Genomic DNA, 25,667 nt, shown 5'->3' with positions numbered 1-25,667 from the left:
TCGACCTTATGGTTACTTGGGGTAGAGACATTGTATTCAGATAAATGAAGGTTTATATCGTTAGACATACCTCGGTCGTCCTCGATGGCAATGAGACTTGCTACGGCTTCAGCGACGTGCAGACTCGAGAGAGCTTCGAGCAGGAGGCTGAGCAAACCAAGCAAACGCTTGAGACACTCCTTCGAGGAGAAGCTCCAGTGGAGGCAGTCTTCACCAGCCCCCTCTCTCGTGCAGCTAAGCTTGCTGCCTACGTTGGTTACCCTGATGCTCAGAGGGATGATCGCCTCAAGGAAATGAACTTTGGAGCGTGGGAGCTGCGCCCTTGGGCCGAGCTGATGCAGGGCAAGAGCTATGAGGAGTTCTTCTCTTACTATATTGACCACCCGACCCCTGGGGGCGAATCTCTGATGATGCAGTATGAGAGGGTTAGGGACTTCATCCTCGAGCAGAAGGCTTGGGGCTATAGCTCGATCCTTGTCTTCTGTCATGGGGGGGTAATCAACTGTGCTCGTGCCCTCTCGGGGGAGTGTGAGCTACGGAATGCCTTTGCTCTCTTGCCAGGCTTTGGTTCTGTAACGGAGCTGGAGTTCTGATCCTCTGCAACGATACTATTTACAAAGTAATAAGATTGTCCAACTGCTAGAGCTTTTATAGACTCTAGCCTCAAAACACAAGAAGATGAAGCTAACGCAAAGAATGCAGGATGCCATCAACGAACAGATCAACTTCGAGATGTGGTCTGCTAACATTTACCTCTCTATGTCCGTTCACTTCGCTCAGAAGGGCCTCAATGGCTTTGCCCACTGGATGCGTAAGCAGTCTGCAGAGGAGAACGAGCACGCTGAGGATATGATGCACTATTTGATCACTCGTGGTGGAGAGGTGAAGATCGGAGCGATCCCAGCTGTACCCACCGAGTTCGAATCGCCTATGGCCATTGCCAAGCAAGTCTACGAGCATGAGTGCGAGGTGTCGGAGAAGATCCAGCAGATCGTACGGCTGGCCTCTGAAGAGAAGGATATGGCCTCTCAGGACTTCTTCTGGAAGTACATCCGCGAGCAGGTAGAGGAGGAGGCTTCCGCTGCTGGCCTTGTAGAGCAGCTTGAGCTCGCTCAGGGGCATGCGATCATGTTTCTCGATAGAGAGCTGGCACAGCGCAAGTAATCTCTCCTGAGCCCTTATCTAGGGCCATAAACATATAGAGGTCAGTAGAGCCATGGCTCTACTGACCTCTATATGTTTCTATAGCTATAGTGTTGGCGGGTCGATCCAGACTGCCTCCTATGCCGCTCTCCCTCCCCGCCCTCCACCGAGTCCGAAGAGCCCCCTCGATGGGGTTAGGCGAAGGGATCTTCCCCCTCACTCGGGGCGAAGTCTGACCAGTTCAGCTCGGGAGCCTCTTGCCGAAGCACCTCCTCTTGCAGCTCTTGTGAGGGCTCTTCCTCTCGGGGCAGGAGCTGGATCTTCTGCGCCGTGATCTCGGTTACAAAGTGTCTATTCCCCAGTCGATCCGTCTCTGTGAAGGAGGCTATCTTGCCCTCCAATGCCACTCGATCACCCTGCCTGAGGTGCTCCTCCACCCAGCCTGCTAGAGGCCCATGGGCTCGGATGTGATGCCAGAGCCTTTGCTCTCGCTCTCCTGAGCCATCGTAGAGGGGGATGCATTCGCAGGTCATCAGACGAAAGCGTGCTGTCGGCAGCTCGTAGCCAAGGTAGCGGATCTCGGGATTGCTCTCGACCTCACCGCTCAGTAGGACGAGGTTGATGGGGTATGGGGAGGGAAGGGGTTGCTTCATAGCTTTTTGGAGATTGAGCGAAGGTGTCGGCGCATGAACTCGGCATCATCTTCCCTCTCGAGCCGCTCATACACATCGACAAGCAGGCGACAGGAGGGGCGATGCTCAGGGGCGATCTCGAAAGCCTTCAGTAGAGGTTGCAGGGCCTCCTCGTAGTGCCTACGCTCGTGGAGGGCATGGCCGAAGTGATAGTTAGCCTCTAGGCTTCTAGGCGAGAGCTCAAGGGCGGAGCGCAGACTTCGTAAGGCTTCATTTGCCTTGCCCAGCTGTAGCAGAGCACGTCCTCGCCCGATCATAGAGCCGAGGCATCGGCTGTCGAGGCGCAGGGCCTTGTCGTAGCAGCGTAGAGCCGCTCGGGCATCTTTGACCTCAGAGAGGCATTCATCGCCGAGCTGGGTGTGTTCCTGGGCCAATCCCCTAAGGAGTTCATCTTGGCGGGCAATATGCCTTCGTTGCTCCTCCAGCTGTCGCTGAAGTTGAGGCACACGCTGCAGCTTGCTTGCGAGCATACGGCGTAGGGTAGGGTGGCTGAGCTCGTTGCTCCGCTCAATAGCCCCTGAGAGGGCAGTGATGGCTTCGGCATAAGCCCCCCTATTCCACAGCTGGCAGGCCTCTATGTAGCCACGCTGTGCTTCAGCTCGCTCCAGCGAGGCTGTGATCTCGCCCTCGTTGTTGGCATGGGCATAGAAGCGAGGGACATCAAGGCTGACAATAACGTCCCTGCGGGAGAGAGGGCTACGCAGATACATCCCCTCTAGACTGCGGCATCGGCTCAGGGCTACATAGGCTTGTCCAGCGGCGAAGGCTCGGTCGCTAAAGTCAATGATTACTCGGTCGAAGGTCAAGCCCTGGCTCTTGTGCGTGGTGATGGCCCAAGCTAGTTTCAGAGGAAGCTGAGTAAAGCGCCCGACGACGAGGGTACGGATGCGTCGCTCCTCTTCGTCGTAGGTATAGCGTTGGTTCTCCCAGGTCTGCGGCTCAACGAGATAGATTGCCCCATCCTCGAGGCGGACGTAGACGTGCCCCTCCTCGGCCTCTATGCGCTCCACTCGGGCGATAGTACCATTGACCCATCGCTTGTCTCGGTCGTTGTGGATGAACATGACCTGAGCCCCGACCTTGAGGACGAGACTCTCCTCAGTGGGCAGAGAGGTCTCGGGAAACTCCCCCTCTATCTGCCCTACAAAGCTATGGGCGGGTTCAGCGATGAGGCCAAGCTGACGCTCATTGATGGCAGACACTTGGCGACGCTTTGTGCCGAGGGTAATGACAAGCTCCTCGTCCTGAGGTTGATATTCGGGTGCATACCGCTGGTTGAGGCTGTTGAGGTCTGTCTGGGAGGCCTGGGCACAGCGAATGCGGTCGAGGATGCCGACGAAGGTCGGGTCGCTCTGACGGTAGACCTTGGTCAGCTCGATCGTAATCGGGGGTCGGTGATGGACGAAGACCTGCGCCCCGAAGAAGAAGTGTGTCCGATAGAAGCGATCTAGTATTCCTCGCTCCTCGCCTGTGATCACAGGCTCTAACTGGTAGAGATCCCCGACGAAGAGGATCTGAATGCCCCCGAAGGGTAGGGTTCGATAGCGAGAGTAGGCCCTCAGGATGCGGTCTATGGCATCGACCACATCCGCCCGTACCATCGAGACCTCGTCGATGATGATGAGCTCGAGGCTGCGGATCAACTCTCTCTGTGCCGCTGTATAGCGGAGTGTCTGATAGATCTGATTGCGGGCGGTGGAGAGCTCTGGGTCGTCTGGAGGCAGGGGGCGTAGGGGGAGCTTGAAGAAGGAGTGTATGGTCTGTCCGCCTACATTTAGGGCGGCAATGCCCGTCGAGGCGAGGACGACATGACGCTTGCGGGTATGCTCCTTGATGTAGCGCAATAGCGTAGACTTACCCGTGCCTGCCTTACCTGTGAGGAAGAGGCAGTCATTCGACTGGTCGAGCAGGTGCAGTAGAGCCGCTTGCTCGAGGTTGGTAGGGTCTAGCTCGTGCATCGCTGAGGGAGGGGACTAACGACCTAATACCTTGTTTTTGGCAATGGTAGCTACATACTCTTTGAGGTAAGAGGGATTCCAGTAGGCCAGATCAACGAAGTCCCCTCTACGGTAGGCCTCAGTAGCCAGGGGAAGCATATATTGAGCCTTTGGGACGAAGTCTGAGGCTATGGAGTAGCTATACCCAGGCCATAGACCCTCGAGCTTAGCCGCCCCTGAGCCGAAGAAGTAGTAGGGTCGCTCCCCAAGATCGGCATAGAGAGGCGTCCCCTCTAGGACTACAGGTCGATCGGCCTCTAGACGCCCGAGCGAGCTGTCGAAAGTCGTGGTGTAGACCTCCATCCGTCGGGCATCAATCATCGGGCAGAGGCGACTCTCGGGGGCGATCTCGTTGAGCTGAGCTCGATAGCCTGAGGCCATGAGCTCCAGCGTAGAGATGGCGACGAGTGGGAGGCCAAAGCCCATAGCCAGCCCTTTGGCCAGCGAGGAGGCAATGCGCAGACCCGTGTAGCTGCCTGGCCCTGCAGCTATGGCAATAGCATCGAGGCTAAGCCCTTCGGAGCGAAGGTGCTCCAGGGCTTGATCTACCATAGGGGCTAGATGTGCTGCATGCTCGCCGTGGCTGTCGCTGGTGAGGTGGTAAAGGGTCTTCTCATTAGTCCCAAGGGCTACCGAGGCGGTGGCCGTAGAGCTATCAAGGGCAAGGATGAGGGGGAGAGGAAGAGTATCTTGTTCTGGTGTCATATCTGAGCTTGTGATTGGTCTACAAAGGTAGACATTAGCCTTTATAGTTTGTTCGTAGTCCTAGGGCTTAGTGTAGTGTCAGGCTGCAGAAGAGGTAACCCATGAGGCAGAGCAGCAGTCCACCCAAGAGCGTGATGAGGAGGTACAGCAGGGCCAGCTGCCAGCTACCCGAGGTGAAGAGGGAGACGACCTCCCACGAGAGAGTGGAAAAGGTGGTGAAGCCCCCACAGAGCCCGATCCCGAGGGTAAGCCTTAGGGCTTCGCTGGGGCCTTCTATCCGCCCCAAAATACCCATGAGGCAACCTAGCAGCAGGCTACCCAACAGATTAACCACTAGGGTGGCGATCGGGAGCCCTGCCTCCACTCTACCCGAGATCCAAAGCCCTACGAGGTAGCGCAGCATGCCTCCGAGAGCACTTCCTAGACCGACCCAAAGTAGTTGCATGACCTATGTCTCCTCTTTGGGGTAAGGTATTGCCCCGATCCTGGGGCAATACCTCAGCCCCGTTGTCCAAATTTGCTCTCTTAGCCTCTCGAGAGGGATCTCCAGCTCGCTAGAGGCCTGGATATAAACCTCGAGGATGCTGGCGGAGGCCTCATCTGTCTCAAGGAGGGCTGCCCCAGCGGTGAAGGCTAGGCGGAGGCTCTCTAACTGATGCCTAGGCCCGAAGCTGAGGACTAGCCCCTTGGCCAGCAGTTGAGCCGCTAGAATCGCTCCTGAGCGGAAGCCATGGACGATCCAACTCGATCGTGGACGCATCCGCTTGTGTAGGCTGAGCAAGAGATCCCAGGCCTTGACGCAGTGGATGATGAGTGGGAGATGAATCTGCTCGGAGAGCTCTATCTGATGCTCGAAGTATTCGATCTGTAGAGCAAGGTCGCTGTTGGTAAGGCGATCTAGCCCTGCCTCTCCGAGGGCGATGCAGTGAGGATCGCAGAGTTGTCTCTCGAGCCGCTCGAGGGCCTCTCGGGTGAGGTCCTCTGCGTACCATGGGTGCAGCCCTCGGCTGTGCCATCGCTCGGGCTCTAGGAGGGGCTCAGAGGGCCTTAGGCTAAGGATCTGGACACTCCCCTCGGGGCTTGCCCCGGGGTGGTGGGTGTGGAGGTCTAGGAGGGCGGGGGATGCGCTCATCTCGTCTAGGGAACAGGGTCGTGCCCACAGCCGCCCCAGGGGTTGCAGCGTAGGATGCGTTTGATGGCAAGCCATAGCCCCTTGATGGGCCCATGTCGCTTGATGGCCTCGACCGCATAGGTCGAGCAACTTGGGGTGAAGCGGCAGGCAGGGGGGAAGAGGGGCGAGATGGCGGCCTTGTAGAAGTAGATTGGCAGGAGCAGCATCCATGAGGCGAGTAGCCTGAGAGCGTGCAAGGCTCGATTTAGGACTGAGGTGGAGGGCATGGGCTAGGCTGATGGCGTTGGATGATGCGTCCCAGGGCCTTGTGTATGGCTCGCTCGACGTCGTTGTAGGTGGGGAGCTCCTTGCTCACGCACATGAAGCCGAGGTAGCCATGTAGGTTTTGCTGGCTTAGGTGGGCGATGAAGGAGGCTTTGTTGCGCCGATAGGCTTCTCGTATAAGTCGCTTGACCCGATTGCGTTTGTTGGCTCGGCGAAAGTACTTCTTCCCGACGGAGACGAGCACTTGGGCTTGCGCACCCTGCTGCTGACTCTCGAGCAGGTAGACCACCCTGAGCGGATAGGCAATGAAAGACTCTCCCGAGGCAAAGAGCCTTTGGACGTCTCTCTTGAGGCAGAGTCGCTCCTGCTTGGGGAAGGTCTGCGAGGGCTGGGGTGGGTCGCTATACATATTGCACTGGTGTCGAACGGCAAGGCGTGTGTCAGGAGAGCTTGTCCTCTGACACACGCCTTACTGTAGATACTATAATGTTCTCAGACTACTTGCCCAGGAAGCTATCTAGTGCCATAGCCATCGACGGGGCCTCTGGGGTGGGGGCTGAGAGATCTAGGCGGAAGCCTGCCTCCTCAATCGCCTGAGCGGTCAGAGGGCCAAAGGCTGCGAGCTTGATGTCCCCCTGCTCGAAGCCTGGGAAGTTCTGTAGTAGCGATGCCACGCCGACGGGGCTGAAGAAGATCATCATATCGTAGACCTCTTGCTTCTCCTCCTCGGTGAAGGTATCGCTGACCGTGCGGTACATAATGCCTGTGGAGAACTGGATCTTCTTGAGCGTAAGCAGGTCGATGAGGTCATTCTTGTGCTCCTCGGCCATGGGGAGGAAGTAGCTCTCCTTGTTGTGCTTGTAGATCAGCGTTGCCAAAGCCTGCACGCTATTGCCCGTAGGGGGGAAGAAGACCTTACGCTTGCGATAGACAACGAACTTCTGAAGGTAGTTGGCCACCTGCTCGTTGATGCAGAAGTACTTCATGCTCTCAGGCATCGTAATGCGCAGCTCTTCGCAGAGCTGGAAGAAGTGCTCCATTGCCTTGCGTGCTGTGAAGACAATGGCAGTATGCTCGAGGATATTCACCTTCTGATTGCGAAACTCTCTTGGAGTAAGCGATTCGACCTTGATGAAGGGGCGGAAGGTGATCTGGACATCGTGCTTGGCAGCAATATCGAAGTAGGGAGACTTACCATTCTCAGGTTGTGGCTGAGAGATGAGAATCTTCTTTACGCTCATTATATGAATATGTTCAGAAATATTTTGTTCGTTACAATGTATGCTCCTGCGGTCAAAATGTAGAGCAGGGGGAGTAATTCGTGGGCGCAAAGGTACAAAAAAAGATAGACCTGAGCATCCGCCTCGCCCCCTAGTCGACGAAGGGTCTGCACGATAGAGAGCAGGAGGCTGAGAACGAGCAGCGTGGTGGCGGTGTACAGACTGATGCTCAGATCGAGAGGACTGAGTAGCATGAGGCTCAGCGGTAGCAGCGAGAGGGCACGCAGCCAGTCGATGACTAAATAGTCCTGTAGGAGGCTCTCCGAGGCCTCCTCGTTCATGAAGGTGTAGCTCCAAATACGGAAAGAGAGCGCACGCAGTAGGCGTAGAGCGAAGAAGACAAGGAGCAGAAGCCCAGTACTCTCCCCGATCTCCAGCCACGAGGCCTCGAGGTCTGCATAGCCACCCCTATAGAGGGTGATCATGATGCAACTGCTCAGGCCGATAGCGTTGGCCATATCGACTAGTCGAGCATAAATGTAGTAGGGGATGAAGCGGGAGATGTAGGGGCGTAGAGAAACAGCCTCCCCTCTGCTACGGGCATATGCATTGAAGGCTATAGCACCCAGGCCTGGTACGACAAGCAGGACGAAGCTCCCGATGACCCACAGCAAGAGGGTCAAGAGGTAGCAGGCATTGTCCCATGCTAGACGACTCCAAAATAGATTGTCCACTTAGTCTAATCTGCGCCAAAGAATAACGTTGCAAAGGTACGAAGAAAAGCCCAACCCTTGCCATCCTCTCCATCTTTCCCATTTCCATACCCCTGCTCCTCAAAGAGTAGTATCCTCCCTCGAGCGATCCAAATAGGATCTCCATCGAGATATAAATAGGATCTCAACAGAGGCTCAAGTAGGATCTCCATCGAGGTATAAGTAGGATCGCAATGGAGGCTTTAGACGGCATCTCTATCAAGTGTGCGATGGGACTTTGGGATGGCTTCTGTGGTGTGGGGCGTAGGGTGTCTTGCCTGACTCTCCTGCAGGGAGGGAGTGGACGATACCTTATTATATATGCTGTGTTCAGGAATGCTCAGTGGTTTCTATCAGTCCAGTAAAACAAAGATCATAGTTCATTATGACCTAAAGGATAAGATTATTTATCTATTTTCTTCTTGTGGATTGTCTATATATACTGAGAATATATTTTCCCTTTATGTCTATTGTTTGTTTTTGTATTATGTATAGTGTTTTCTCCTTTTGGGGCTCGATAGGAGTTGCCTATTCTCCATAAAAAGCTCTTGTAAGTATAGACGAAAAGGGTATCTTTGCCGTGTGTTTGGAAGTTCTAGTGGAATACTGTTGAGGGTTGTCTTTCGTTTCTTTGGGGAGGTGATTCGCTTCTAGTGTTTCTGCTGAGTATTTGGAATACAATTATTCAAGCTTCGGCTATAATTATTTATCAATCAATTTATGAGACGAAAGTTCTTAAGCGTAATGACGCTAGCACTCTCGATCCCTCTCGTGGGAGGGTTGCAGGCCGCAGGTGTGGCTTCGCCCGAGAGTACAAGCGTTCAGCTTCCCAGCGTCAATGCACAGCAGGGGAAGACGATTACTGTCAAGGGTGTGGTCACTGACGAGCAGGGAGAAGCTCTGTTGGGGGTCAATGTGCGGGTCCAGGGTACTTCTCGAGTTGCCACTACTGGCATCGAGGGTGAGTTCACCTTGGCAAACATCTCTCCTAATGCGGTCCTCGAGATTACCTCGATTGGTTTCGCAACGCAGACGATTTCTGTGTCTGGTCGCACCATGATCAAGATCGTGATGAAGGAAGATGTTAAGAGCCTCGAGACACTGGTCGTTACAGCTCTAGGTATCAAGCGTTCGCAGAAGGCTCTGAGCTACAATGTGCAGGAGATCAAGAGCGACGCTCTGACCACGGTCAAGGATGCCAACTTCATGAACGCCCTTTCTGGTAAGGTGGCAGGGGTGAATATCAATGCATCCTCCTCCGGTATCGGTGGTGCTACGCGTGTCGTGATGCGTGGACCTAAGTCTATGAACCAGAGTAACCAGGCCCTCTATGTGATCGATGGGGTGCCCATCTTCAACGTCAATGGTGGGCAGACTGCAGGGGTCTTCTCTGAGCAGCCTCGTGGTGAAGGTATCTCCGACATCAACCCCGATGACATCGAGAGCATGTCTGTGCTTAGCGGCCCTGCCGCTGCAGCCCTCTATGGTGCTAGTGCTGCCCAGGGGGTTATCATGATTACGACTAAGAAAGGTAAGGAGGGTAAGGTGAGCGTGATGCTCTCAAACAGCTCTTCATTCTCTCGTCCATTCATCATGCCTCGCTTCCAAACCGAGTACATCAATACTCCTGGTAGCGTGAAGTCTTGGGGTGCTAAGCAACCCTCTCGCTATGGTGTCTACGACCCAGCTGACTTCTTCAACACAGGTACGAACATCCAGAATACAGCTTCGCTGACTATCGGTAATGCGAAGAATCAGACCTATGTCTCTGTCGGTTCTTCTAACGCTAAGGGTATCATCCCCAACAGTGCTTACGATAGATACAACTTCACTGTACGTAATACGACTCAGTTCCTCGAAGACAAGATGACGTTGGATGTAAACTTCAACTTCATCAAGCAGGACGACCAGAACCTCATGGCTCAGGGACAGTACTTCAACCCATTGGTGCCTCTCTACCTCTTCCCTCGTGGAGAGAACTTCGAGGCTATCCGTGTGTTCGAGATCTACGACCCTGTGCGCAAGATCTACAAGCAGAACTGGGGCTATGGCGACGACTACAAGATGCAGAACCCATACTGGGTGGCTCATCGCATGGTGCGCTCTAGCGACAAGAAGCGTTATATGGGTAGTGCCTCACTCAAGTATCAGGTGCTTGACTGGCTCGACATCACGGGTCGTGTGCGCGCAGACGTGGCCAACACTTTCTACCAGGACAAGCGTTATGCCTCTACCCTAGGTCTCTTCGCCCACTCTCCATTCGGTTACTATCGCTACGACAAGAGTGAGGATCGCTCCGTATATGCCGACTTGATGGCTAACATCAATAAGCGCATTGATGACTTCTCTATTTCTGCTAACCTGGGGATCTCTTCAAGCTCTACGCACGCAGACGTTCATGGTTTCAGAGGAGGTCTTCGTGGCCCATCGAACTTCTTCACGCCTAACCAAATCGACTATGGGCGTCCAACCAGTGCCAATGCTCCTCTCTACTCAGAGGTGGATCACCTGACTCGCTCTGCTTTCTTCAGCGGTGAGTTTGGCTACAAGAGCATGCTCTATCTGACTCTTACTGGCCGCTCAGACTGGGATTCTGCTTTGGCTTACACGACGAGCAACCCATTCTTCTATCCTTCGGTTGGTCTCTCGGGTATCATCACAGAGATGATCAAGGCCCCACAGTGGCTCGATTACCTCAAGGTACGTGCTTCATGGGCCAAGGTCGGTTCGCCTATCCCATCTCAGATCTCCTCTCCTCATCGTTACTTCTACGACGCTGCCACACAGAGCTACAGCACGGTTACTTACAAGTTCCCCAAGGACTTCAAGCCTGAGCTGACTTACTCTTGGGAGGCTGGTTTGACTGCTAAGCTCTTCGATAATAAGGTGAGCCTCGACGTTACGCTCTATCAGTCTAACACGCTCAATCAGACCTTCCTCAATAAGATTACTCCATCCGAAGGCTTCGACAGCGAGTACATCCAGGCTGGAGACGTGCGCAACCGTGGTATCGAGTTGACCCTCGGCCTGAACAACAAGATTGGCCAAGTAGACTGGACTACAACCTTTACCTACAGTGCTAACCAGAATAAGATCATGGATCTGGGCAACGACAAGCCTATCAGTAAGGGTGGCCTGAGCGGTGCAAACATCTACCTCAAGCAGGGTGGTACTATGGGAGACCTCTATATCGATCGTGTCGTTAAGCGCGACCGTGAGGGCAATCCCGTACTCGACGCTCAGGGTAATCTGCTCATCGACAAGCTCCCAACGCCTATCTATCGTGGTTCTGTACTGCCCGATGCTAACCTCGGTCTCGTGAACGAGTTCTCTTGGAAGGGTCTCAACGTGGGCTTCATGTTCTCTGCTCGCCTCGGTGGTATCGTACTCTCTCAGACGCAGGCTATCCTGGACAGCTACGGTGTGTCTCAGGCTAGCGCAGACCTCCGCAACAAGGGCGGTATACAGGTCAATAAGGGCTCCATTAGTGCAGAGTCTTACTATAGCGTAGTGGGTGGTGAGAACCCACTTTGGTCTGAGTACATCTACGACGCAACCAACGTTCGTCTTCAGGAGGCACACATCTCTTACACCCTGCCCACCAACCTCCTTGGTAAGGCTCGCCTGACACTCGGTGTAACGGCTCGTAACCTCTTGATGATCTACAACAAGGCTCCATTCGATCCAGAGCTCACTGGTTCTACTGGTACCTACTATCAAGGATTCGATTACTTCATGCAGCCCAGCCTGCGTAACTTCGGCTTCAACATTAAGCTGCAGTTCTAGTACATCCTAGTTTATACTCAATTACAGATTATCGACTATGAAACTTTATAAGAATAGCCGCCTGGGCAAGCTGACCCTCCTCGCTTCGGCAGGTATGCTGACCCTCTCAGCATGTACCGCAGGCTTCGAGGAAATCAATAACCCTAAGCACGCTGCCAGCGCAGAACAGCTGGCTGTGGATAGCTACAATATCGGTTCGTTCATCACTCAGATGCAGAATATCTCCTTCCCCGAGCAGGAGAATGAGTATCAGATGAACTATGACCTCATCGGTAACTACCTCGGCCGTTACCTCACCTATACGGTGTCGGGCTGGAATGGTAAGAACTTTGCCGTCTTCAATGCTCCTGATGGTTGGGTGCGTTACCCTTTCCGCAGCGTTACTCCCAAGGTCGTGAGTGCTTTCAACGACATCAAGCGTTTGGCTGCTGTAGGGGGAGCTAACTACAAGGAGGATATTAACTACAACTGGGCTCTTATCCTCCGTGCCCATGCGATGCTCTCTTTGACAGATAAGTATGGCCCATTCCCAATGGGACTGGATGCCTCTAAGCCTAATGCTTACAACGCTCAGGGAGACATCTACAAGGCACTTATCGCAGACCTTGATGCTGCCCAGGAATTCCTTGGTCGAAACAACCCTGGTAATCTCTCCATCAACGATGATAAGATTTATGGTGGGGACTTCACTAAGTGGAGAAAGTTTGCCAATTCTCTAAAGCTGCGTATGGCTATCCGCATGCGCTTTGTAGAGCCAGAGCTAGCTAAGAAGTTTGCTCAAGAGGCTATCAACGCTGGGGTTATCGAGAGCAATGAGGATAATGCCCTGCGCGCCTATGTCCCAAGAGGCCTTTACAAAACATCTGTTGAGTGGGGAGACAGCCGCATGTGTGCGGATATCGATTCGTATATGAACGGTTATGATGACCCTCGCTTAGAGAAGTACTTCCGCTCTGCTGAACTTGAGACAAAGCGTCCTCTTATCGGTCTTCTAGCTGGATCAAACACCAAAAACAAGGATCAGGCTGTTAGACTTTATTCCGCTGCTGAGGCTGCGAGCGACTCTAAGGGTGTTTGGATGACTGCTGCCGAGATGTGGTTCTGTCGTGCCGAAGGTGCCCTCGCTGGCTGGGAAGGCATGGGCGGCTCTGTCAAGGAGCTTTACGAGAAGGCTGTTACGACTTCGTTTGGTCAGTGGGGCGTTTCTGGTGCTGCTGCTGCTTATCTCAAGAGCGAGCAGACACCTGATAACTATGAAGATGCCGATGGAGGGCATGGCTCTGACATGCCTGCCGCCTCTAGCATCTCTCCCATGTGGGACGAGGGCTCTTCGGACGAAGTGAAGCTCGAGCGTCTGATCGTTCAGAAGTGGATCGCCCTCTTCCCCCTCGGTCAAGAGGCTTGGAGCGAAATCCGTCGTACGGGTTACCCTAAGGTGTTCGATATCAAGACGAGCAAGAATGGTTATACCCTCCTCGTACCTAATCGTATCCCCTTCGATAGCGAAGAGAAGGTGAATAACCCAGAAGGATACGCTGGCGCAGTAAAGCTCCTCGGAGGTGCCGACGATTATGCGACGCCAATGTGGTGGCAGAAGAAATAAGAATAACTTGATTATTGAATCAAAGCAATGAATATCATCAATAAGACTTCACTCCTAGCTTTCGCACTGGGTGCACTCGTTTTGGGCTCTTGCGACAAGTGGACTGAAACTGAGATCAAGAACCCCACCTCTCTCGTGGGTTCTAATAAGTCTCCTGAGTATTATGAGAGCCTCAGAGCTTATAAGCAGACCGACCACGAGGTTGCTTTTGGTTGGTTTAGTGGTTGGACTGGTGTCGGCTCTAACCTACAGAGCTCTCTAGCTGGTTTGCCCGACTCAGTAGACTTTGTTTCTCTCTGGGGCGGATGGAAGAACCCTAATGCCGCTCAGCTTGAGGACTTGCGTTTCGTGCAGCAGGTTAAGGGTACTAAGGCTCTAGTCTGCTTCCTACTCCTAGATATCGGGGATCAGCTTACCCCTGCTATTCCTGATGCTAAGAGGCAAGAGTACAAGGATAAGAATATCGCAGAGAGCTTACACTGGAGGACTTGGAGACATGAGTTTTGGGATTGGTCTTCTGCAGCTACTGAAGAAGGGAAAGCTAAGCGAATCGCTGCAGCAGAGAGATATGCTAACGCTGTGTGCGATACTATCTTCAAGTATGGCTACGATGGTTTTGATCTAGATGCTGAGCCCAGCTATCCTCATCCATTCAATACTGATTATGAGCTATGGCGTGGCCCCAATGGCTATGAAGTTGCTTATGCCTTTGTTCGCACGATGGGTAAGCGTATTGGCCCTAAGGCGGAGACTGCCGAAGGTCGTAAAAAACTCTTCTGTGTAGACGGTGAGCCTGAAGCATTTAAGGGTGAGATGTGTCAATACTTCAACTACTTTATCTCCCAGGCCTACAATGATGGGGCTGAGCCTTCAAGTGGACGTCTTGGCAGTATGGTTAGAGCTTTCGGCGATGCCATGAGCGTAGAGGAGATCTGCAAGCGTTGGATCGTTACGGTGAACTTCGAGAGCTATGCTGCTAAAGGTGGTGCAGTCCCAGGTCAGTTGCTTACATTTGCTGCTCATAAGCCTGTTTGGGAAGGTGTCAAGTATCGCAAGGGTGGTGTCGGGAGCTTCCGTATGGATCAGGAATATGTAGCTCAAGCTCCAGACAAGGTAGCAGGATTTGATATGTCTGATGTTAAGGGAGCTACCTACCCATGGCTGCGTAAGGCTATCCACATCATGAACCCTATAATCAAATAAGAACTAACAATGAAGACTTTTAATTATAAGAGTTTTGCAGCTTGGGCACTTGTCCTATTTATGGGGACGGGACTCGTGAGCTGTAAGGATGATGCCAAGTACTCTGTCCTTAGAGGGCAGGCCTATATTGAGCAGACGAATACTAAGGGGAATGCCTCTAAGGGTATCTCTGTAGCTGATGGAGAGCTTGGACGCTCGGAGATCAGTGTGCGTCTGTCAGATGTTTTTACAGAGGATGCAAAGTTCGAATTGGTTGTAGACCCATCTGTACTAGATGCCTATAACAAGCAGAATGCCTCCAATCTGAAGGTTCTCCCTGAGGCCCAGCGTCGTGTGTCTGCTACTGAGGTGGTAGTTAAGGCTGGTGCTACCAGCTCTGCTGCTGTCAAGCTTGAGATTGATCCTCTGAGTGATGAACAGAAGGACTCTGGAGAGAAGTTCGCCATCCCCTTCCGTCTCAAGAGTAAGGATGGTAAGGTAGCTGTACTACCTGGTGCTGATGAGTTCGTCTATATCGTACGTCCTGTGATCGTTACGGTAGCTCCTGTACTTGGTTCTGACAGAAGTAATGGATACACCTACAATGGCTTCAAGGCTACAGGTGTTGAAGAAGTTCCTCTCTCTGCTTGGACGGTTGAGTTCCGAGTGAACATGAATGGATTTGGCCGTAATAACCAAGCTCTCTTCGGTAACTGGGGTAAGGATTCTGAGATCTATATCCGCTTTGGTGATGCTGGTACTCCATTCAATACGCTACAGGTGAAGTTTGGAGACAAGGGGCAGTTCGACCGCTCTAATATGGTCTTCACACCCAATACTTGGTATCATATCGCTGTCGTATATGATGGTACTAAGGCTACCCTCTATGTCAACGGTCAGAAGGACCTTGACACTGATAAGCCTGCTGGCAAGGTCTTCAATCTAGGTAATGGTATCAGTGTTGCCAACTCTGGTTCTCAGTGGTTTGTTAATGCTGCAATGATGAGTGAGATGCGTGTGTGGAATATCGCTCGTACACCTCAGCAGCTTGTGGAGAATGAGTTCTCTGTAAGTCCCAAAACACCAGGTCTCTTGCACTACTGGAAGATGAACGAAGGTAAGGGTAACGAGTTGAAGAACTCTATCTCGGGTGCTCCATCCCTAGTCAATCAGAACTCAGGCGGCAATGTGCGCTGGGTAGACAACATCCGCTCGGATGGTAAGGGACGTAATACTTCTGATAAGTAGTTGTAAGCAATCTTAAATTCCAAATAAATACCACTCTCAGAAGCCTTTGTGCTTCTGAGAGGGTATAAAACTCAAAAGAATTATGAAGATAAATTCAATATTGGCTATTGCTGCCCTATCGTTGGTTGGGTTGACGAGCTGCGAGAAAGGTTTCGATCTAAATGCTGAGCTTGTTCCGCAGGAGAAGGTTGATCCAACCCTATTGAAGGCTTATCTGACTACTGGAGATAGCCCATACAATATTTCTACATTGACTCTTATCCAGACTCCAATAGGCTTCGCAGAGGAGACCACTGCTGAGCTGAAGGTTAGGCTGAGTAGCCCTGCTCCAGCAGATGTAACTGTCGAGGTTACCCTCGAGACTACAGAGGCTGATCAGAAAGCTGGGACTGTAGCCCTCCATAAGGGTGGTGGATTGCTGCCCATTGCCCCTAAGGGTGTGCTCAAGTTGAGTACTAACTCCGTCGTGGTTAAGAAGGGTGCTTTGCAGTCGGAGACTTCGGTCCTTGTCCAATTTGATAATAAGGACATGCTTCGTCAAGTGGATGGCCGGTATTTCGTGGCATCAGTTAAGGTCGTTAAGACTTCTGTAGGAGTTCCTAGTACGAACTTTGGTACTTCCTATGTGGCTATCTCTCGCGAAGAGAAGGTTCTTAGGCCCTTCAATCCAAATGCTTCTGTTGACGGATTGACTAAGATTGAAAAGGATCGTTTCACTACCAGTGATTTGCATGGAGTAGAGTATTACCCTGCAGAGAATGCTTTCGATGGTGACAATAGCACTTATTGGGCTCTAGATGGGTATAGAAGGGATGGATACTTCCAGATCAACTTCAATGAGCCCGTAGACCTAGCAGCCTACAGGATGCACTTACGAGCTTCCTCTTATAGCCTTCAGCTTCAAGAGTATGAATTGCTGTTGAGCACGGATGGAGGACAGACCTGGAAGAGCTATGGAAGAGATTCTTTCGATCTGCGCTACAATGATCGCACTGGATGGACTCATCCTATCCAAATCAAGGAATTCTATGGGCCTATGAAGGGGGTTACCTCTATGCGTCTCCTAAAGCCATTAGCAATGTCTCCATGGTCATACTATATTTCTATCGCAGAGCTTGAGCTTTTCGAGAAGAAGTAGTCTGTCTTGTCTTTAAAGATAGCGGCACCAACCGATATTATTCGGTTGGTGCCGCTATCTTTTTGTCCTCTCGGCAGGGAGGGTTTAGGGCTCGGTAGTAGTGGTCTCGCCCCAGAGCTGAACGAGGTGTACGAGGGTCTCGACCGAACGACTCATGACCTCAAGCGAGGCATACTCGTAGCGTCCGTGGAAGTTCGCCCCTCCAGTGAAGAGATTGGGGCAGGGTAGTCCCATGTACGAGAGGCGAGCCCCATCCGTCCCTCCACGGATTGGGCGGATGAGTGGGCGTACCCCTGAGCGACGCATGGCCTCCTCGGCTAGGCTGATGAGCTGAGGGTGAGGAGCGATCTGTTCGCGCATGTTGTAGTACTGATCCTGGAGCTGGAGCTCGGCCACTGTGAGGCCATAGCGTTCGTTCATTGCCCCAACGAGGTGCTCTAGGCGGGCCTTGCGCTGCTCGAAGAGCTCTCGGTCGTGGTCTCGGATGATGTAGCTTGCTGTGGCCTCCTCTACACTGCCCTCGAGGCCGATGAGGTGATAGAAGCCCTCATAACCCTCCGTGTACTCTGGGCGTTCGTTCTGTGGCAGCTGGGCATGCAGCTCGTGCCAGAGCTCGAGGGCATTGATCATCTTGCCCTTGGCATAGCCGGGGTGGATGTTGCGCCCGTGTAGGAGGAGTTTGGCAGAGGCAGCGTTGAAGTTCTCATACTCAAGCTCTCCCTCGACCGATCCGTCCACGGTGTAGGCATACCTCGCCCCGAAGGCCTCGACATCGAAGTGATCGACCCCTCGGCCGACCTCCTCGTCGGGGGTGAAGCCGATGCAGATCCGCCCATGGCGGACCTCAGGGTGTTGGGTGAGATAGGTCGCTAGGGTCATGATAACTGCGACTCCAGCCTTGTCGTCTGCGCCGAGCAGCGTTGTGCCGTCGGTGGTGATGAGGCAGTGCCCGATGAGCTCCTCGAGCTCGGGGAAGGCCTCGGGGCTGAGGCTGTAGCCACTCTCGCCGAGAGGGATGCTGCTCCCCGTGTAGCTCTCGATGATCTGTGGGCGAACGTTGGCTCCACTAAGGTCAGGACTGGTATCTACATGGGCTATGAAGCCGATGGCAGGGGCATCCTCGAGCCCTGGGCTGGGGGCAATCTGAGCCATCACGTAGCCATGCTCGTCTAGGCACAGACGCTCTAGGGGGAGCTCAGCGAGCTCGGTGTGTAGGAGGCGAAGCAGATCAAGCTGCTTCGAGGTCGAGGGATAGGTGTCGCTCTCCTCTTGACTTTGAGTATCGATGGAGATGTAGCGCAAGAACCGCTCGAGCAGGCTCGCACGTACCTCAGCGGCGATGGGGTTTAGGTTCGGGGTCATATTATACTATATGGGGTGGATAGACCCTTTGGGTCTAGGATGTACATTGAATAGGCGAAGTTACGGAGAAATGCTAACCTCCCCAAGGCTGCTCCCATCTACTCGCCAGCCCCTTGTGCCATGCTCTCGATAGGCTCTCGAGTGAGCCGCCCTCTAAGTCTTGGCTGAACTATCGAGTGAGGCTCTCTAGAGACTCAAGTAGGCTCTCATCTGCGACCCTATTAGGATCGCAGATGAGACATAAGTAGGAGTTCACTTGAGATCCTATTTATACCTTTCGGGCAGCCTCTGTAGCTAGGGTAAAGCATTATCTGTTAGTGGATGATGCATTTCGTTTCGAGTCGTATGGCCTATTGGTTAGCTTGGATCTAGTTTAGAATTCTTTTTTATTCAGGGGAATTGAAAATAAATAAGTACTTTTGCGCCCGGTGAGGGTTCTCGTGCCTCTACGCTGCCCGGATGGTGAAATGGTAGACACGAAGGACTTAAAATCCTTTGGCCATTATGGCTGTGCGGGTTCAAGTCCCGCTCCGGGTACTCTCCCAAGAGGACTGCCCCGTAGATCATCGTTGTACGATCTATGGGGCAGTTTGTTTATTGAGGATCTTCACACTCGGGGTTCTTAAGCCCGAGGCCTAGGGATGTATAGAGGTGTCCCCCGTTCTTAGATCTTGGCGGATCTGCTGGAGCGTTCGCTCGAGTAGGTAATCTCCTTCGCTATGAACCTCCTCGAGTGATAGGGGAATGTGTAGGTCGGGCATTACCCCACGTCCACGGGGAAAGCGTTCGTCTACCGTCTCGTCGAAGACGCAGCGCACCAGTGGGATCACGGCATAGAAATGGCTATGCTTGAGCCCCACGTTGGCAAACTTCTGTGCTGTGAAGCAGTGGTAGGCACTCTGTGTCTCTCGCCCGATCACCAGGCCTCGCCTATTGCGCTTGATGCTGCCTGCTAGCTCTGTAGAGGCCGAGGCCGAGCCCGCATCTGTGAGGACGTACACGCGCCCAGGGTAGACCTCTGTCGTCCTCTCTTCCCCTTCGGGGCTTGCCTCCTGAGATTGGGGCAGTAGGTAGAGCCCCCTGCGCCCCTCGATGGGCTTGTAGCCCTCGAAGATGGGTTCGCCCTGGACGAGATTGAGCGTAGGGGTGTCGAAGGCTACGGCATTGACCATCGAGTAGCTCTTCACAGCCACCCGCTCTCGGGGCAGTAGCTCGTTCGTGATAGCCTCCAGCACCTCGACTGCCCCACCAGGGTTATTCCTCAGATCGATGACCAGGGCGGGTTGCCTGCGCCTAGTCATCTCTCGGATGAAGGCGACGATCGAGTCCGTCTCCACCTCGTTGAGCTCGAAGGTCGAGAGCCCTATGTAGGCCGTGGTGTCGCTGAGTACACGCAGGTCGAAGCGATCCTTGTGTCGGTTCACCCTTTGTACCCTTGCGTAGCCTTGGAGCGACTGGCCATAGAGAGGCTTGTTGATGTCTTGCTTGAGCATGGGGACGTCGAGCACCTCTCCGTCTGCGAAGGTCATCCGTATGGGGTCGCTCTCGCGCTTGCGGGAGAGCTGTATGCCCTCGGTGAAGAAATACTTGAGGAAGTGATTGCGCTCTAGCACCGATCGTACACCAGCGTCGTAGATATGCCGTTGACCTACGTCCTCGAGAGCCTCTAGCTCCGAGAGCGATCGGCCATTGATGTGCGTGATCTCACGACCGATGTACCGCTCGAGGCGTTTGCTGGCCAGCAGAGCCACCAGCTTACCACCCACCTTGCTGGGCATGATCTCGGGGATCATGGGTGTACGTGGACTAGAGCTCGTCTGCCAGTCGATGAAGAGGTGCGAGTCGTGTATCTGACGATTGTAGCGAGAGAGGATGCGTCCGAACTCCCTTCTCGAGAGCTGAAGAGGCAGGCGAGCGATCTCGGCCTCGACGAAGCGATCGTATTCGTCCAGGCTCATCAGATCCTCCAGCGAGGGGTAGAGCTCCCGTATGGCTTGGGCTAGCTGGCGATAGTCCGCCTCGGCCTCGGCACGGCTAAGCGTAGCCTTGGGCTTGGACACCACAGGAGCTTTGTAGGTAGTCTTGAGCCCAAAGGGAGTCATCGGGTCTCGAGGCTTGCCCTGAGCCGACGAGATGGATAGCGAGATCGAGGGTTCGTTGATCTTGTGGTAGGAGTAGAGGACTGTGCCGAGGAGCTCGCCACGGGAGACACGCTGCCCCGTCTTGAATGGGCGGGCAGGCCTCAGTCCCGAGATATAGATCGTGCTGCCATCCTTCATCTTGAGCCCAATCTGAGCCGCTAGATAGCGGATAGGGCCGAGGCGAGAGGCGTACTTGGCCTTGACCTCAGCGACCGCAACCCCGAAGTCGCCCCCTAGGGGGAAGCCCATCGTCTGAGTTAGGCTGGAGTAATAGCTCAGCGAGATGGATCTGACAACTGCATCGGTAGGGCACACCACCTGAGAGCCCTCGGGGGCTTGGATGAAGAGGTTGTCGAGGTTGAGCTCTCTGTCGATGTAGTCCTGTGGGCGATAGAGAATATCTTCGCCAGCCTGCTTGCCCTCGATGGGCCAAAGTAGGGTAGGGCCCTCCTGTGCATGGCCCTGCATAGCCCAGAGCATCAGGAGGCCGAGGGCTAGGAACATTCGTTTGAGTACGTGCGACATCATAAATACTTTTAGGTGTGAATAGATCTCTCATTATCTCTCTAACGGTCTTGAGGTCGCTTTTGGTATGCTAAAGGTAACTATTTCGCTCTTTTGTAACGCTCCGGCTCTCCATCGGCCGTTTATCACTCCCCGACGTCGGGGCAAAAGTGTTATCTTTGTAAGATAGTAGTGTACATCAAACAGGCATCCTATGGACAAGAGTAAAGCAACCCAGACCACCTCGCCTCGATCCAAACGATCAGAGGGCAAGCCCTCGTCTCGTTATCTGTGGATCTATCGCCTAGTGGCCATCCTACTGGCCCTTGCATTGCTCGCAGGCCTCGCACTCTACTACATCCTCGATAGACCAGCAGGTAGGCTACAGCAGACGGCCTATGTCTTCGTTCGTCCAGGACAAGATCTCGAGACCGTCATTCATTCGGTACAGAGTAGGGTGTGGCTGCGCTATCCCCGTCTCTTCACCTTCTTGGCTCGTCGAGAGGGATTAGAGGCGAAGCTCCGTCCAGGGCGTTATGCCATCACTCCTCGGATGAATATGGGAGAGATCATCAGGGCTCTAGCCGAGGGCGAGGAGAGCCCCGTTACGATCTCCGTCGGGGCTTTACGCACCACCGAGGAGATTAGTCGACACCTCTCCAGCCACTTGATGCTCCCCGAGAGAGAGCTCTATCAGCTACTCTCCGACAGCACCTTCTGTGCCCGCTATGGTTTGAGTACGCATAGTATTCGTAGCCTCCTGCTTAGGGGCGACTACGAGGTGCTCTGGAGCATCTCTGCCGAGGGGCTTATCGACACGATTGCCCGACACCATCGACGCTTTTGGAATGTAGAGCGCAGGGCGCAAGCCGAGCGGCTAGGTCTCCGTCCTGACGAGGTTACCTCCCTTGCAGCCATCGTCGAGGAGGAGTCGGCCAAGCGAGACGAATACCCTCGCATCGCAGGCCTCTATCTCAACAGACTGCGCCGAGGGATGCTTTTGCAGAGCGATCCTACGGTCAAGTTCGCTCTAGAGGATTTTGCTCTGCGTCGCATTCTCTACGCCCACCTCAGCGTCGCTTCGCCCTACAACACCTATCGAGTGCGAGGCCTCCCCCCAGGGCCTATCCGTATCCCTAGACCCACTACGATTGACCTGGTCTTGGCCGCAGAGACCCATCCCTATATCTACATGTGTGCCAAGGAAGACTTCTCTGGCTACCATAACTTCTCGGCCAGCTATAGAGAGCATCAGGTCAATGCCCGCAAGTATCAGCAAGCCCTCAATGCTCGGGGCATCAAATAGCTTATCCTTCGTGCCTCAGCCACAGGGCTGAGGCACGCCCTAGACTTCAAATGATAGATCATAACAATCACTGGTGCGAGCGTACTCGCCTGCTCTATGGCTCTCCTCGAATGCAGAGGCTTGCCGAGAGCCACGTCCTCGTCGTCGGCCTAGGTGGTGTCGGGGGGGCGTGTGCAGAGATGCTTGCCCGAGCAGGCATTGGCCGCATGACCCTCGTCGATGCCGACATTGTCCAGCCGTCTAATATTAACCGTCAGATCGTCGCTCTGCACAGCACCGTAGGGCGTGCAAAGGCCTCTGTGCTGGCAGAGCGATTGAGAGATATTAACCCCGAGATCCACCTCGAGATCATCGAGGAGTTCATGAAGGATGACAACCTTGTGGCCCTCGTCGATGCCCATCACTATGACTTCGTCGTCGACGCTATAGACTCACTGAGCCCCAAGGTGCATCTGATCGCCCTAAGCCTCGAGCGAGGTTTTCCGATCATTAGTTCAATGGGGGCAGGGGCGAAGCAAGACCCTGCCTCCGTTCAGCTCGGCGATCTCTCCAAGAGCTACAACTGTACGCTGGCTCGGGTGTTGCGCAAGCGACTGCGCAAGATGGGTATTCGCAGCGGTCTACCCGTAGTCTTCTCGACAGAGCTGCCCGATGAGGAGGCTGTCGTAGAGATCTCGGGAGAGCAATGCAAGCGCAGCACAGCAGGCACTGTCTCCTATATGCCCATGATCTTCGGATGCCATCTAGCGGCTTATGTCCTGAGGCATTTGGCAGACGGAGCTACTTACCCCTCTGTAGAGGATAAGTCCTAAGTACTATGGTCATAGAGGCACGCAATATACATAAGACCTTTGGTACACTGGAGGTACTCAAAGGGATAGATCTAGACATAGCCCCAAGGGAGATCGTCTCGATCGTAGGCTCTAGTGGGGCGGGCAAGACCACCCTGCTGCAGATCCTTGGCACGCTCTCTCCTTCCGACCCTGGCGGATGCCTGCGTATCGGTGGGGTGGAGGTCTCGAGCCTTAGCCCGAGGGAGGAGGCTCGCTTTCGCAATCGAGAGCTAGGATTCATCTTTCAGTTTCACCAGCTGCTGCCCGAGTTCACCGCCCTGGAGAACGTCATGATGCCCGCCCTGATCATGGGCCGACGTCGCCGTGAGGTGGAGGCCCGGGCTGCTGAGCTGCTCGAGCGTCTATCGCTGTGGCCTCGCCAGGGGCACAAGCCTGGCGAGATGTCGGGCGGAGAATGTCAGCGTGTAGCCGTAGCCCGAGCCTTGATGAATGAGCCTCGAGTCATCTTGGCTGACGAGCCCTCGGGTAGCCTCGACAGCACGAATAAGCAGGAGCTGCACGACCTAATCTTCGACCTGCGTCGAGATCTCGGTCAGACTTTCGTCATCGTAACGCATGACCTCGAGCTCGCTCGACGGGCAGATCGAATGATCAGCCTCCGAGACGGGATGATCTCGGGTGTCGAGGAATCCTCGCCTCAAGGTTAAATACCCTCGTCCAATAGATCCAGCCGTATGAAACCCCGCCACTTCCTCTTTGTTGGTCGCTCGGAGCGGCTTGTCCTGCTTCTTTTGTCGCTTTTGGTCCTCACCGCTCTAGTACTTCACCTTGTAGGCGGAGGCTCTACGGGTCGGCTCTCGGCTGCCTCTCGGGATAGCCTTGAGCAGCTCGTTGAGGCCTCGACCGATACCCTATATACCTCGAAGGACTATGTAGGCCCTCCAGGAGCTGCGTATCGCATGGGAGGGGTGAAGAAATTCGAGGACAGGGTCGTGCTCGATCTCAATGCGGTCGATTCGCTGACTCTGCTCAAGGTGCCCAGCATTGGCCCTGCTTTCGCTCGTCGGATCCTATCCCTGCGTAGCCGATTGGGCGGTTACTACACACCGCTACAGCTACAGGAAGTCTATGGGATGGAGGAGGATCTCTTCCTCGAACTCAAGTCTTGGTTCAAGGTGCAGAGCCCTCCGACTAGGCATCCGCTCTCTAGCCTCAATCCTGATGAGCTGCCTCGGCATCCGTATCTGAACCTTAGGCAGACGAGAGTCTTGCGCCGCTTGGTGCATCGCCACGGCAAGCGTCTCTCCTGGCCTTTGTTGATGCGGGAGGCTGAGTTCGGTTATGACGATAGTGTCCGCCTCTCGCCCTACTTCCCCTAGAGCCTTTCTCAGCCTTATAACGATAGATACTTTAATCAATAAAAATAACTTCAACGTCAATGTATCCTCTTACACGTTTACGTCGCTTGCGCCAGAGCAAGGAGCTGCGCCAGTTGGTTCGTGAGACGAGCCTTAGTCCAAGTGATTTCATTGCCCCTCTCTTCGTTGTCCATGGGGAGGGCATCCGTCAGGAGATCTGTAGTATGCCGGGGCAGTACCGCCTCTCGGTGGACAATCTAGTCCTCGAGTGTGCCGAGCTGGCCCGCCTAGGGGTCTCGGGAGTCATGCTCTTCGGCATCCCTGAGCACAAGGATGCTACAGGGTCGGAGGCCTACGACGATCATGGTGGCATTGTACAGCAGGCCATCCGTGCCATCAAGGCAGCCCTGCCCGAGTTGATCGTGGTGGCCGATATTTGTATGTGTGAATATACGGATCATGGACACTGTGGCATCATCCACGGTCATGAGGTCGCCAATGACGAGACGCTCGAGTATCTCTCTCGCCAGGCAGTCTCCTTCGCCCGTGCCGGAGCGGATATGGTTGCCCCTAGCGATATGATGGATGGGCGTATCCTGAACATGCGTCGAGCTTTGGACGAGGCGGGCTTTAGCCAAATGCCGATTATGTCCTATGCGGCCAAGTTCGCCTCCGCTTTCTATGGCCCCTTCCGAGATGCTGCAGACTCGGCCCCTTCGTTTGGGGATCGAAGGGCTTATCAGATGGATCCAGCTAATGGTCGTGAGGCTCTCAGAGAGATTGAGGCCGATATAGATGAGGGGGCGGATATTGTCATGGTCAAGCCCGCTCTGCCTTACCTCGATGTGATCAAGGAGGCTAGCCTGCGCTACGATCTACCTATAGCAGCCTATCAGGTTAGTGGTGAATATGCTATGATTAAGGCTGCGGCAGCGAATGGATGGATTGATGGAGATCGCATCATCCTCGAATCGCTGCTCTCGATCAAGCGTGCAGGGGCGAAGATCATCATGACCTACTTCGCTGCCGAGGCCGCTCGACTGCTACATCAAGGCTAGACGTTTGGCAAATCGAGCTCAAAGCCCTATCTTTGCACCTGCAAAACTCGAAGAGTAGGACTGAGTCCTCTCGCGAGCTGGTCCTATAGCTCAGTCGGTTAGAGCACCTGACTCATAATCAGGGAGTCCTTGGTTCAAGCCCAAGTGGGACCACGCTGCGATCAACAGGAGGCTGTGCCACCCATCCCCTCATACAGGGAGATGTGGCGCAGCCTCTCTCTTTTGCCCTAGAGCTACGAGAGTTGTGTTGCTCTAGTGAGAGGGCTCGAGTGGGCCCTCGAT

23 protein-coding genes and 2 tRNA genes are annotated in these 25,667 nt (G+C 54.0%); 14 read left to right on the top strand and 11 right to left on the bottom strand.

Going from position 1 to position 25,667, the window contains the following annotated elements:
• Window positions 1-44: 44 nt before the first annotated feature.
• Both HQ37_RS03665 and HQ37_RS03660 read left to right on the top strand, forming a co-directional pair.
• Window positions 45-593, top strand: coding sequence for a histidine phosphatase family protein (locus HQ37_RS03665; protein ID WP_036880627.1), 549 nt, complete (start codon window positions 45-47; stop codon window positions 591-593).
• 85 nt (window positions 594-678) lie between these two features.
• Entirely contained in the window at window positions 679-1,164 is a 486-nt protein-coding gene (locus HQ37_RS03660) for a ferritin (RefSeq protein WP_036880625.1), read from the top strand.
• 173 nt (window positions 1,165-1,337) lie between these two features.
• On the opposite strand, the gene HQ37_RS03655 is transcribed toward HQ37_RS03660, so the two are convergent.
• The 9 genes from HQ37_RS03655 to HQ37_RS03615 all read right to left on the bottom strand — a co-directional run bounded on the left by HQ37_RS03655 (window position 1,338) and on the right by HQ37_RS03615 (window position 7,887).
• The gene (locus tag HQ37_RS03655) at window positions 1,338-1,796 is read right to left on the bottom strand and encodes a single-stranded DNA-binding protein (protein ID WP_052080732.1); all 459 of its coding nucleotides are present in this window, start codon (window positions 1,794-1,796) and stop codon (window positions 1,338-1,340) included.
• Window positions 1,793-3,793 carry an AAA family ATPase gene (locus HQ37_RS03650; protein ID WP_036880624.1) on the bottom strand — a complete coding sequence of 667 codons (2,001 nt, stop codon included), beginning with the start codon at window positions 3,791-3,793 and terminating at the stop codon, window positions 1,793-1,795. Before HQ37_RS03650 ends, HQ37_RS03655 begins: the two co-directional genes overlap by 4 nt.
• A 15-nt stretch (window positions 3,794-3,808) precedes the next feature.
• Complete coding sequence (tsaB, locus tag HQ37_RS03645; protein ID WP_081951749.1) at window positions 3,809-4,537, bottom strand: tRNA (adenosine(37)-N6)-threonylcarbamoyltransferase complex dimerization subunit type 1 TsaB; 729 nt, start codon at window positions 4,535-4,537, stop codon at window positions 3,809-3,811.
• A gap of 67 nt (window positions 4,538-4,604) precedes the next feature.
• A complete protein-coding gene (crcB, locus tag HQ37_RS03640; protein ID WP_036880621.1) occupies window positions 4,605-4,982 on the bottom strand; it encodes a fluoride efflux transporter CrcB in 378 nt (125 codons plus the stop codon).
• A gap of 3 nt (window positions 4,983-4,985) precedes the next feature.
• Window positions 4,986-5,669 carry a TatD family hydrolase gene (locus HQ37_RS03635; protein ID WP_052080731.1) on the bottom strand — a complete coding sequence of 228 codons (684 nt, stop codon included), beginning with the start codon at window positions 5,667-5,669 and terminating at the stop codon, window positions 4,986-4,988.
• A 5-nt stretch (window positions 5,670-5,674) separates the two neighbouring features.
• Window positions 5,675-5,935: a membrane protein insertion efficiency factor YidD gene (gene yidD, locus HQ37_RS03630; RefSeq protein ID WP_052080730.1), complete on the bottom strand. Its 261-nt coding sequence runs from the start codon at window positions 5,933-5,935 to the stop codon at window positions 5,675-5,677.
• Window positions 5,914-6,342, bottom strand: coding sequence for a ribonuclease P protein component (rnpA, locus tag HQ37_RS03625; RefSeq protein WP_036880612.1), 429 nt, complete (start codon window positions 6,340-6,342; stop codon window positions 5,914-5,916). Before rnpA ends, yidD begins: the two co-directional genes overlap by 22 nt.
• Before the next feature lie 88 nt (window positions 6,343-6,430).
• The gene (locus HQ37_RS03620) at window positions 6,431-7,174 is read right to left on the bottom strand and encodes a uroporphyrinogen-III synthase (protein ID WP_036880609.1); all 744 of its coding nucleotides are present in this window, start codon (window positions 7,172-7,174) and stop codon (window positions 6,431-6,433) included.
• The gene (locus HQ37_RS03615) at window positions 7,174-7,887 is read right to left on the bottom strand and encodes a DUF4271 domain-containing protein (protein WP_036880602.1); all 714 of its coding nucleotides are present in this window, start codon (window positions 7,885-7,887) and stop codon (window positions 7,174-7,176) included. The genes HQ37_RS03620 and HQ37_RS03615 overlap by 1 nt, the downstream gene beginning before the upstream one ends.
• Before the next feature lie 738 nt (window positions 7,888-8,625).
• Here HQ37_RS03615 and HQ37_RS03605 point away from each other — a divergent pair.
• The 5 genes from HQ37_RS03605 (at window position 8,626) to HQ37_RS03585 (ending at window position 16,862) form a co-directional block, all read left to right on the top strand.
• A complete protein-coding gene (locus HQ37_RS03605) occupies window positions 8,626-11,691 on the top strand; it encodes a SusC/RagA family TonB-linked outer membrane protein (RefSeq protein ID WP_081951747.1) in 3,066 nt (1,021 codons plus the stop codon).
• Window positions 11,692-11,728: 37 nt separating this feature from the next.
• The gene (locus HQ37_RS03600; protein WP_052080729.1) at window positions 11,729-13,294 is read left to right on the top strand and encodes a SusD/RagB family nutrient-binding outer membrane lipoprotein; all 1,566 of its coding nucleotides are present in this window, start codon (window positions 11,729-11,731) and stop codon (window positions 13,292-13,294) included.
• Window positions 13,295-13,321: 27 nt separating this feature from the next.
• Window positions 13,322-14,497 carry a glycoside hydrolase family 18 gene (locus tag HQ37_RS03595; protein WP_036880597.1) on the top strand — a complete coding sequence of 392 codons (1,176 nt, stop codon included), beginning with the start codon at window positions 13,322-13,324 and terminating at the stop codon, window positions 14,495-14,497.
• Between the two features lie 9 nt (window positions 14,498-14,506).
• Complete coding sequence (locus HQ37_RS03590) at window positions 14,507-15,724, top strand: DUF1735 and LamG domain-containing protein (protein WP_052080728.1); 1,218 nt, start codon at window positions 14,507-14,509, stop codon at window positions 15,722-15,724.
• 82 nt (window positions 15,725-15,806) lie between these two features.
• Complete coding sequence (locus tag HQ37_RS03585) at window positions 15,807-16,862, top strand: discoidin domain-containing protein (RefSeq protein WP_036880592.1); 1,056 nt, start codon at window positions 15,807-15,809, stop codon at window positions 16,860-16,862.
• 84 nt (window positions 16,863-16,946) lie between these two features.
• On the opposite strand, the gene pepT is transcribed toward HQ37_RS03585, so the two are convergent.
• The gene (pepT, locus tag HQ37_RS03580; RefSeq protein ID WP_052080727.1) at window positions 16,947-18,224 is read right to left on the bottom strand and encodes a peptidase T; all 1,278 of its coding nucleotides are present in this window, start codon (window positions 18,222-18,224) and stop codon (window positions 16,947-16,949) included.
• A 453-nt stretch (window positions 18,225-18,677) separates the two neighbouring features.
• Between pepT and HQ37_RS03575 the strand changes: the two genes are divergently transcribed.
• A tRNA-Leu gene (locus HQ37_RS03575) sits at window positions 18,678-18,761 on the top strand.
• A gap of 98 nt (window positions 18,762-18,859) precedes the next feature.
• On the opposite strand, the gene HQ37_RS03570 is transcribed toward HQ37_RS03575, so the two are convergent.
• Window positions 18,860-20,893 (bottom strand): S41 family peptidase, encoded by a 2,034-nt coding sequence (locus HQ37_RS03570; protein WP_081951746.1) that lies wholly within the window; start codon window positions 20,891-20,893, stop codon window positions 18,860-18,862.
• 190 nt (window positions 20,894-21,083) lie between these two features.
• Here HQ37_RS03570 and mltG point away from each other — a divergent pair, with 190 nt between their 5' ends.
• The 6 genes from mltG (at window position 21,084) to HQ37_RS03540 (ending at window position 25,538) form a co-directional block, all read left to right on the top strand.
• Window positions 21,084-22,175: an endolytic transglycosylase MltG gene (gene mltG, locus HQ37_RS03565; RefSeq protein WP_081951745.1), complete on the top strand. Its 1,092-nt coding sequence runs from the start codon at window positions 21,084-21,086 to the stop codon at window positions 22,173-22,175.
• A 50-nt stretch (window positions 22,176-22,225) separates the two neighbouring features.
• The gene (locus tag HQ37_RS03560) at window positions 22,226-22,987 is read left to right on the top strand and encodes a ThiF family adenylyltransferase (protein ID WP_036880583.1); all 762 of its coding nucleotides are present in this window, start codon (window positions 22,226-22,228) and stop codon (window positions 22,985-22,987) included.
• Between the two features lie 5 nt (window positions 22,988-22,992).
• Window positions 22,993-23,676 (top strand): ABC transporter ATP-binding protein, encoded by a 684-nt coding sequence (locus HQ37_RS03555; RefSeq protein WP_036880576.1) that lies wholly within the window; start codon window positions 22,993-22,995, stop codon window positions 23,674-23,676.
• A 27-nt stretch (window positions 23,677-23,703) separates the two neighbouring features.
• Window positions 23,704-24,348: a helix-hairpin-helix domain-containing protein gene (locus tag HQ37_RS03550; RefSeq protein WP_036880573.1), complete on the top strand. Its 645-nt coding sequence runs from the start codon at window positions 23,704-23,706 to the stop codon at window positions 24,346-24,348.
• A gap of 59 nt (window positions 24,349-24,407) precedes the next feature.
• Window positions 24,408-25,385, top strand: coding sequence for a porphobilinogen synthase (hemB, locus tag HQ37_RS03545; RefSeq protein WP_036880565.1), 978 nt, complete (start codon window positions 24,408-24,410; stop codon window positions 25,383-25,385).
• A gap of 79 nt (window positions 25,386-25,464) precedes the next feature.
• Window positions 25,465-25,538, top strand: a tRNA-Ile gene (locus HQ37_RS03540).
• Window positions 25,539-25,667: the final 129 nt, after the last annotated feature.

Origin of the sequence: Porphyromonas sp. COT-239 OH1446 (assembly GCF_000768875.1) — a bacterium.
GTDB lineage: Bacteria > Bacteroidota > Bacteroidia > Bacteroidales > Porphyromonadaceae > Porphyromonas.
Note: the sequence above shows the minus strand (reverse complement) of the source record. Positions and strands in the feature narration are given on the sequence as shown.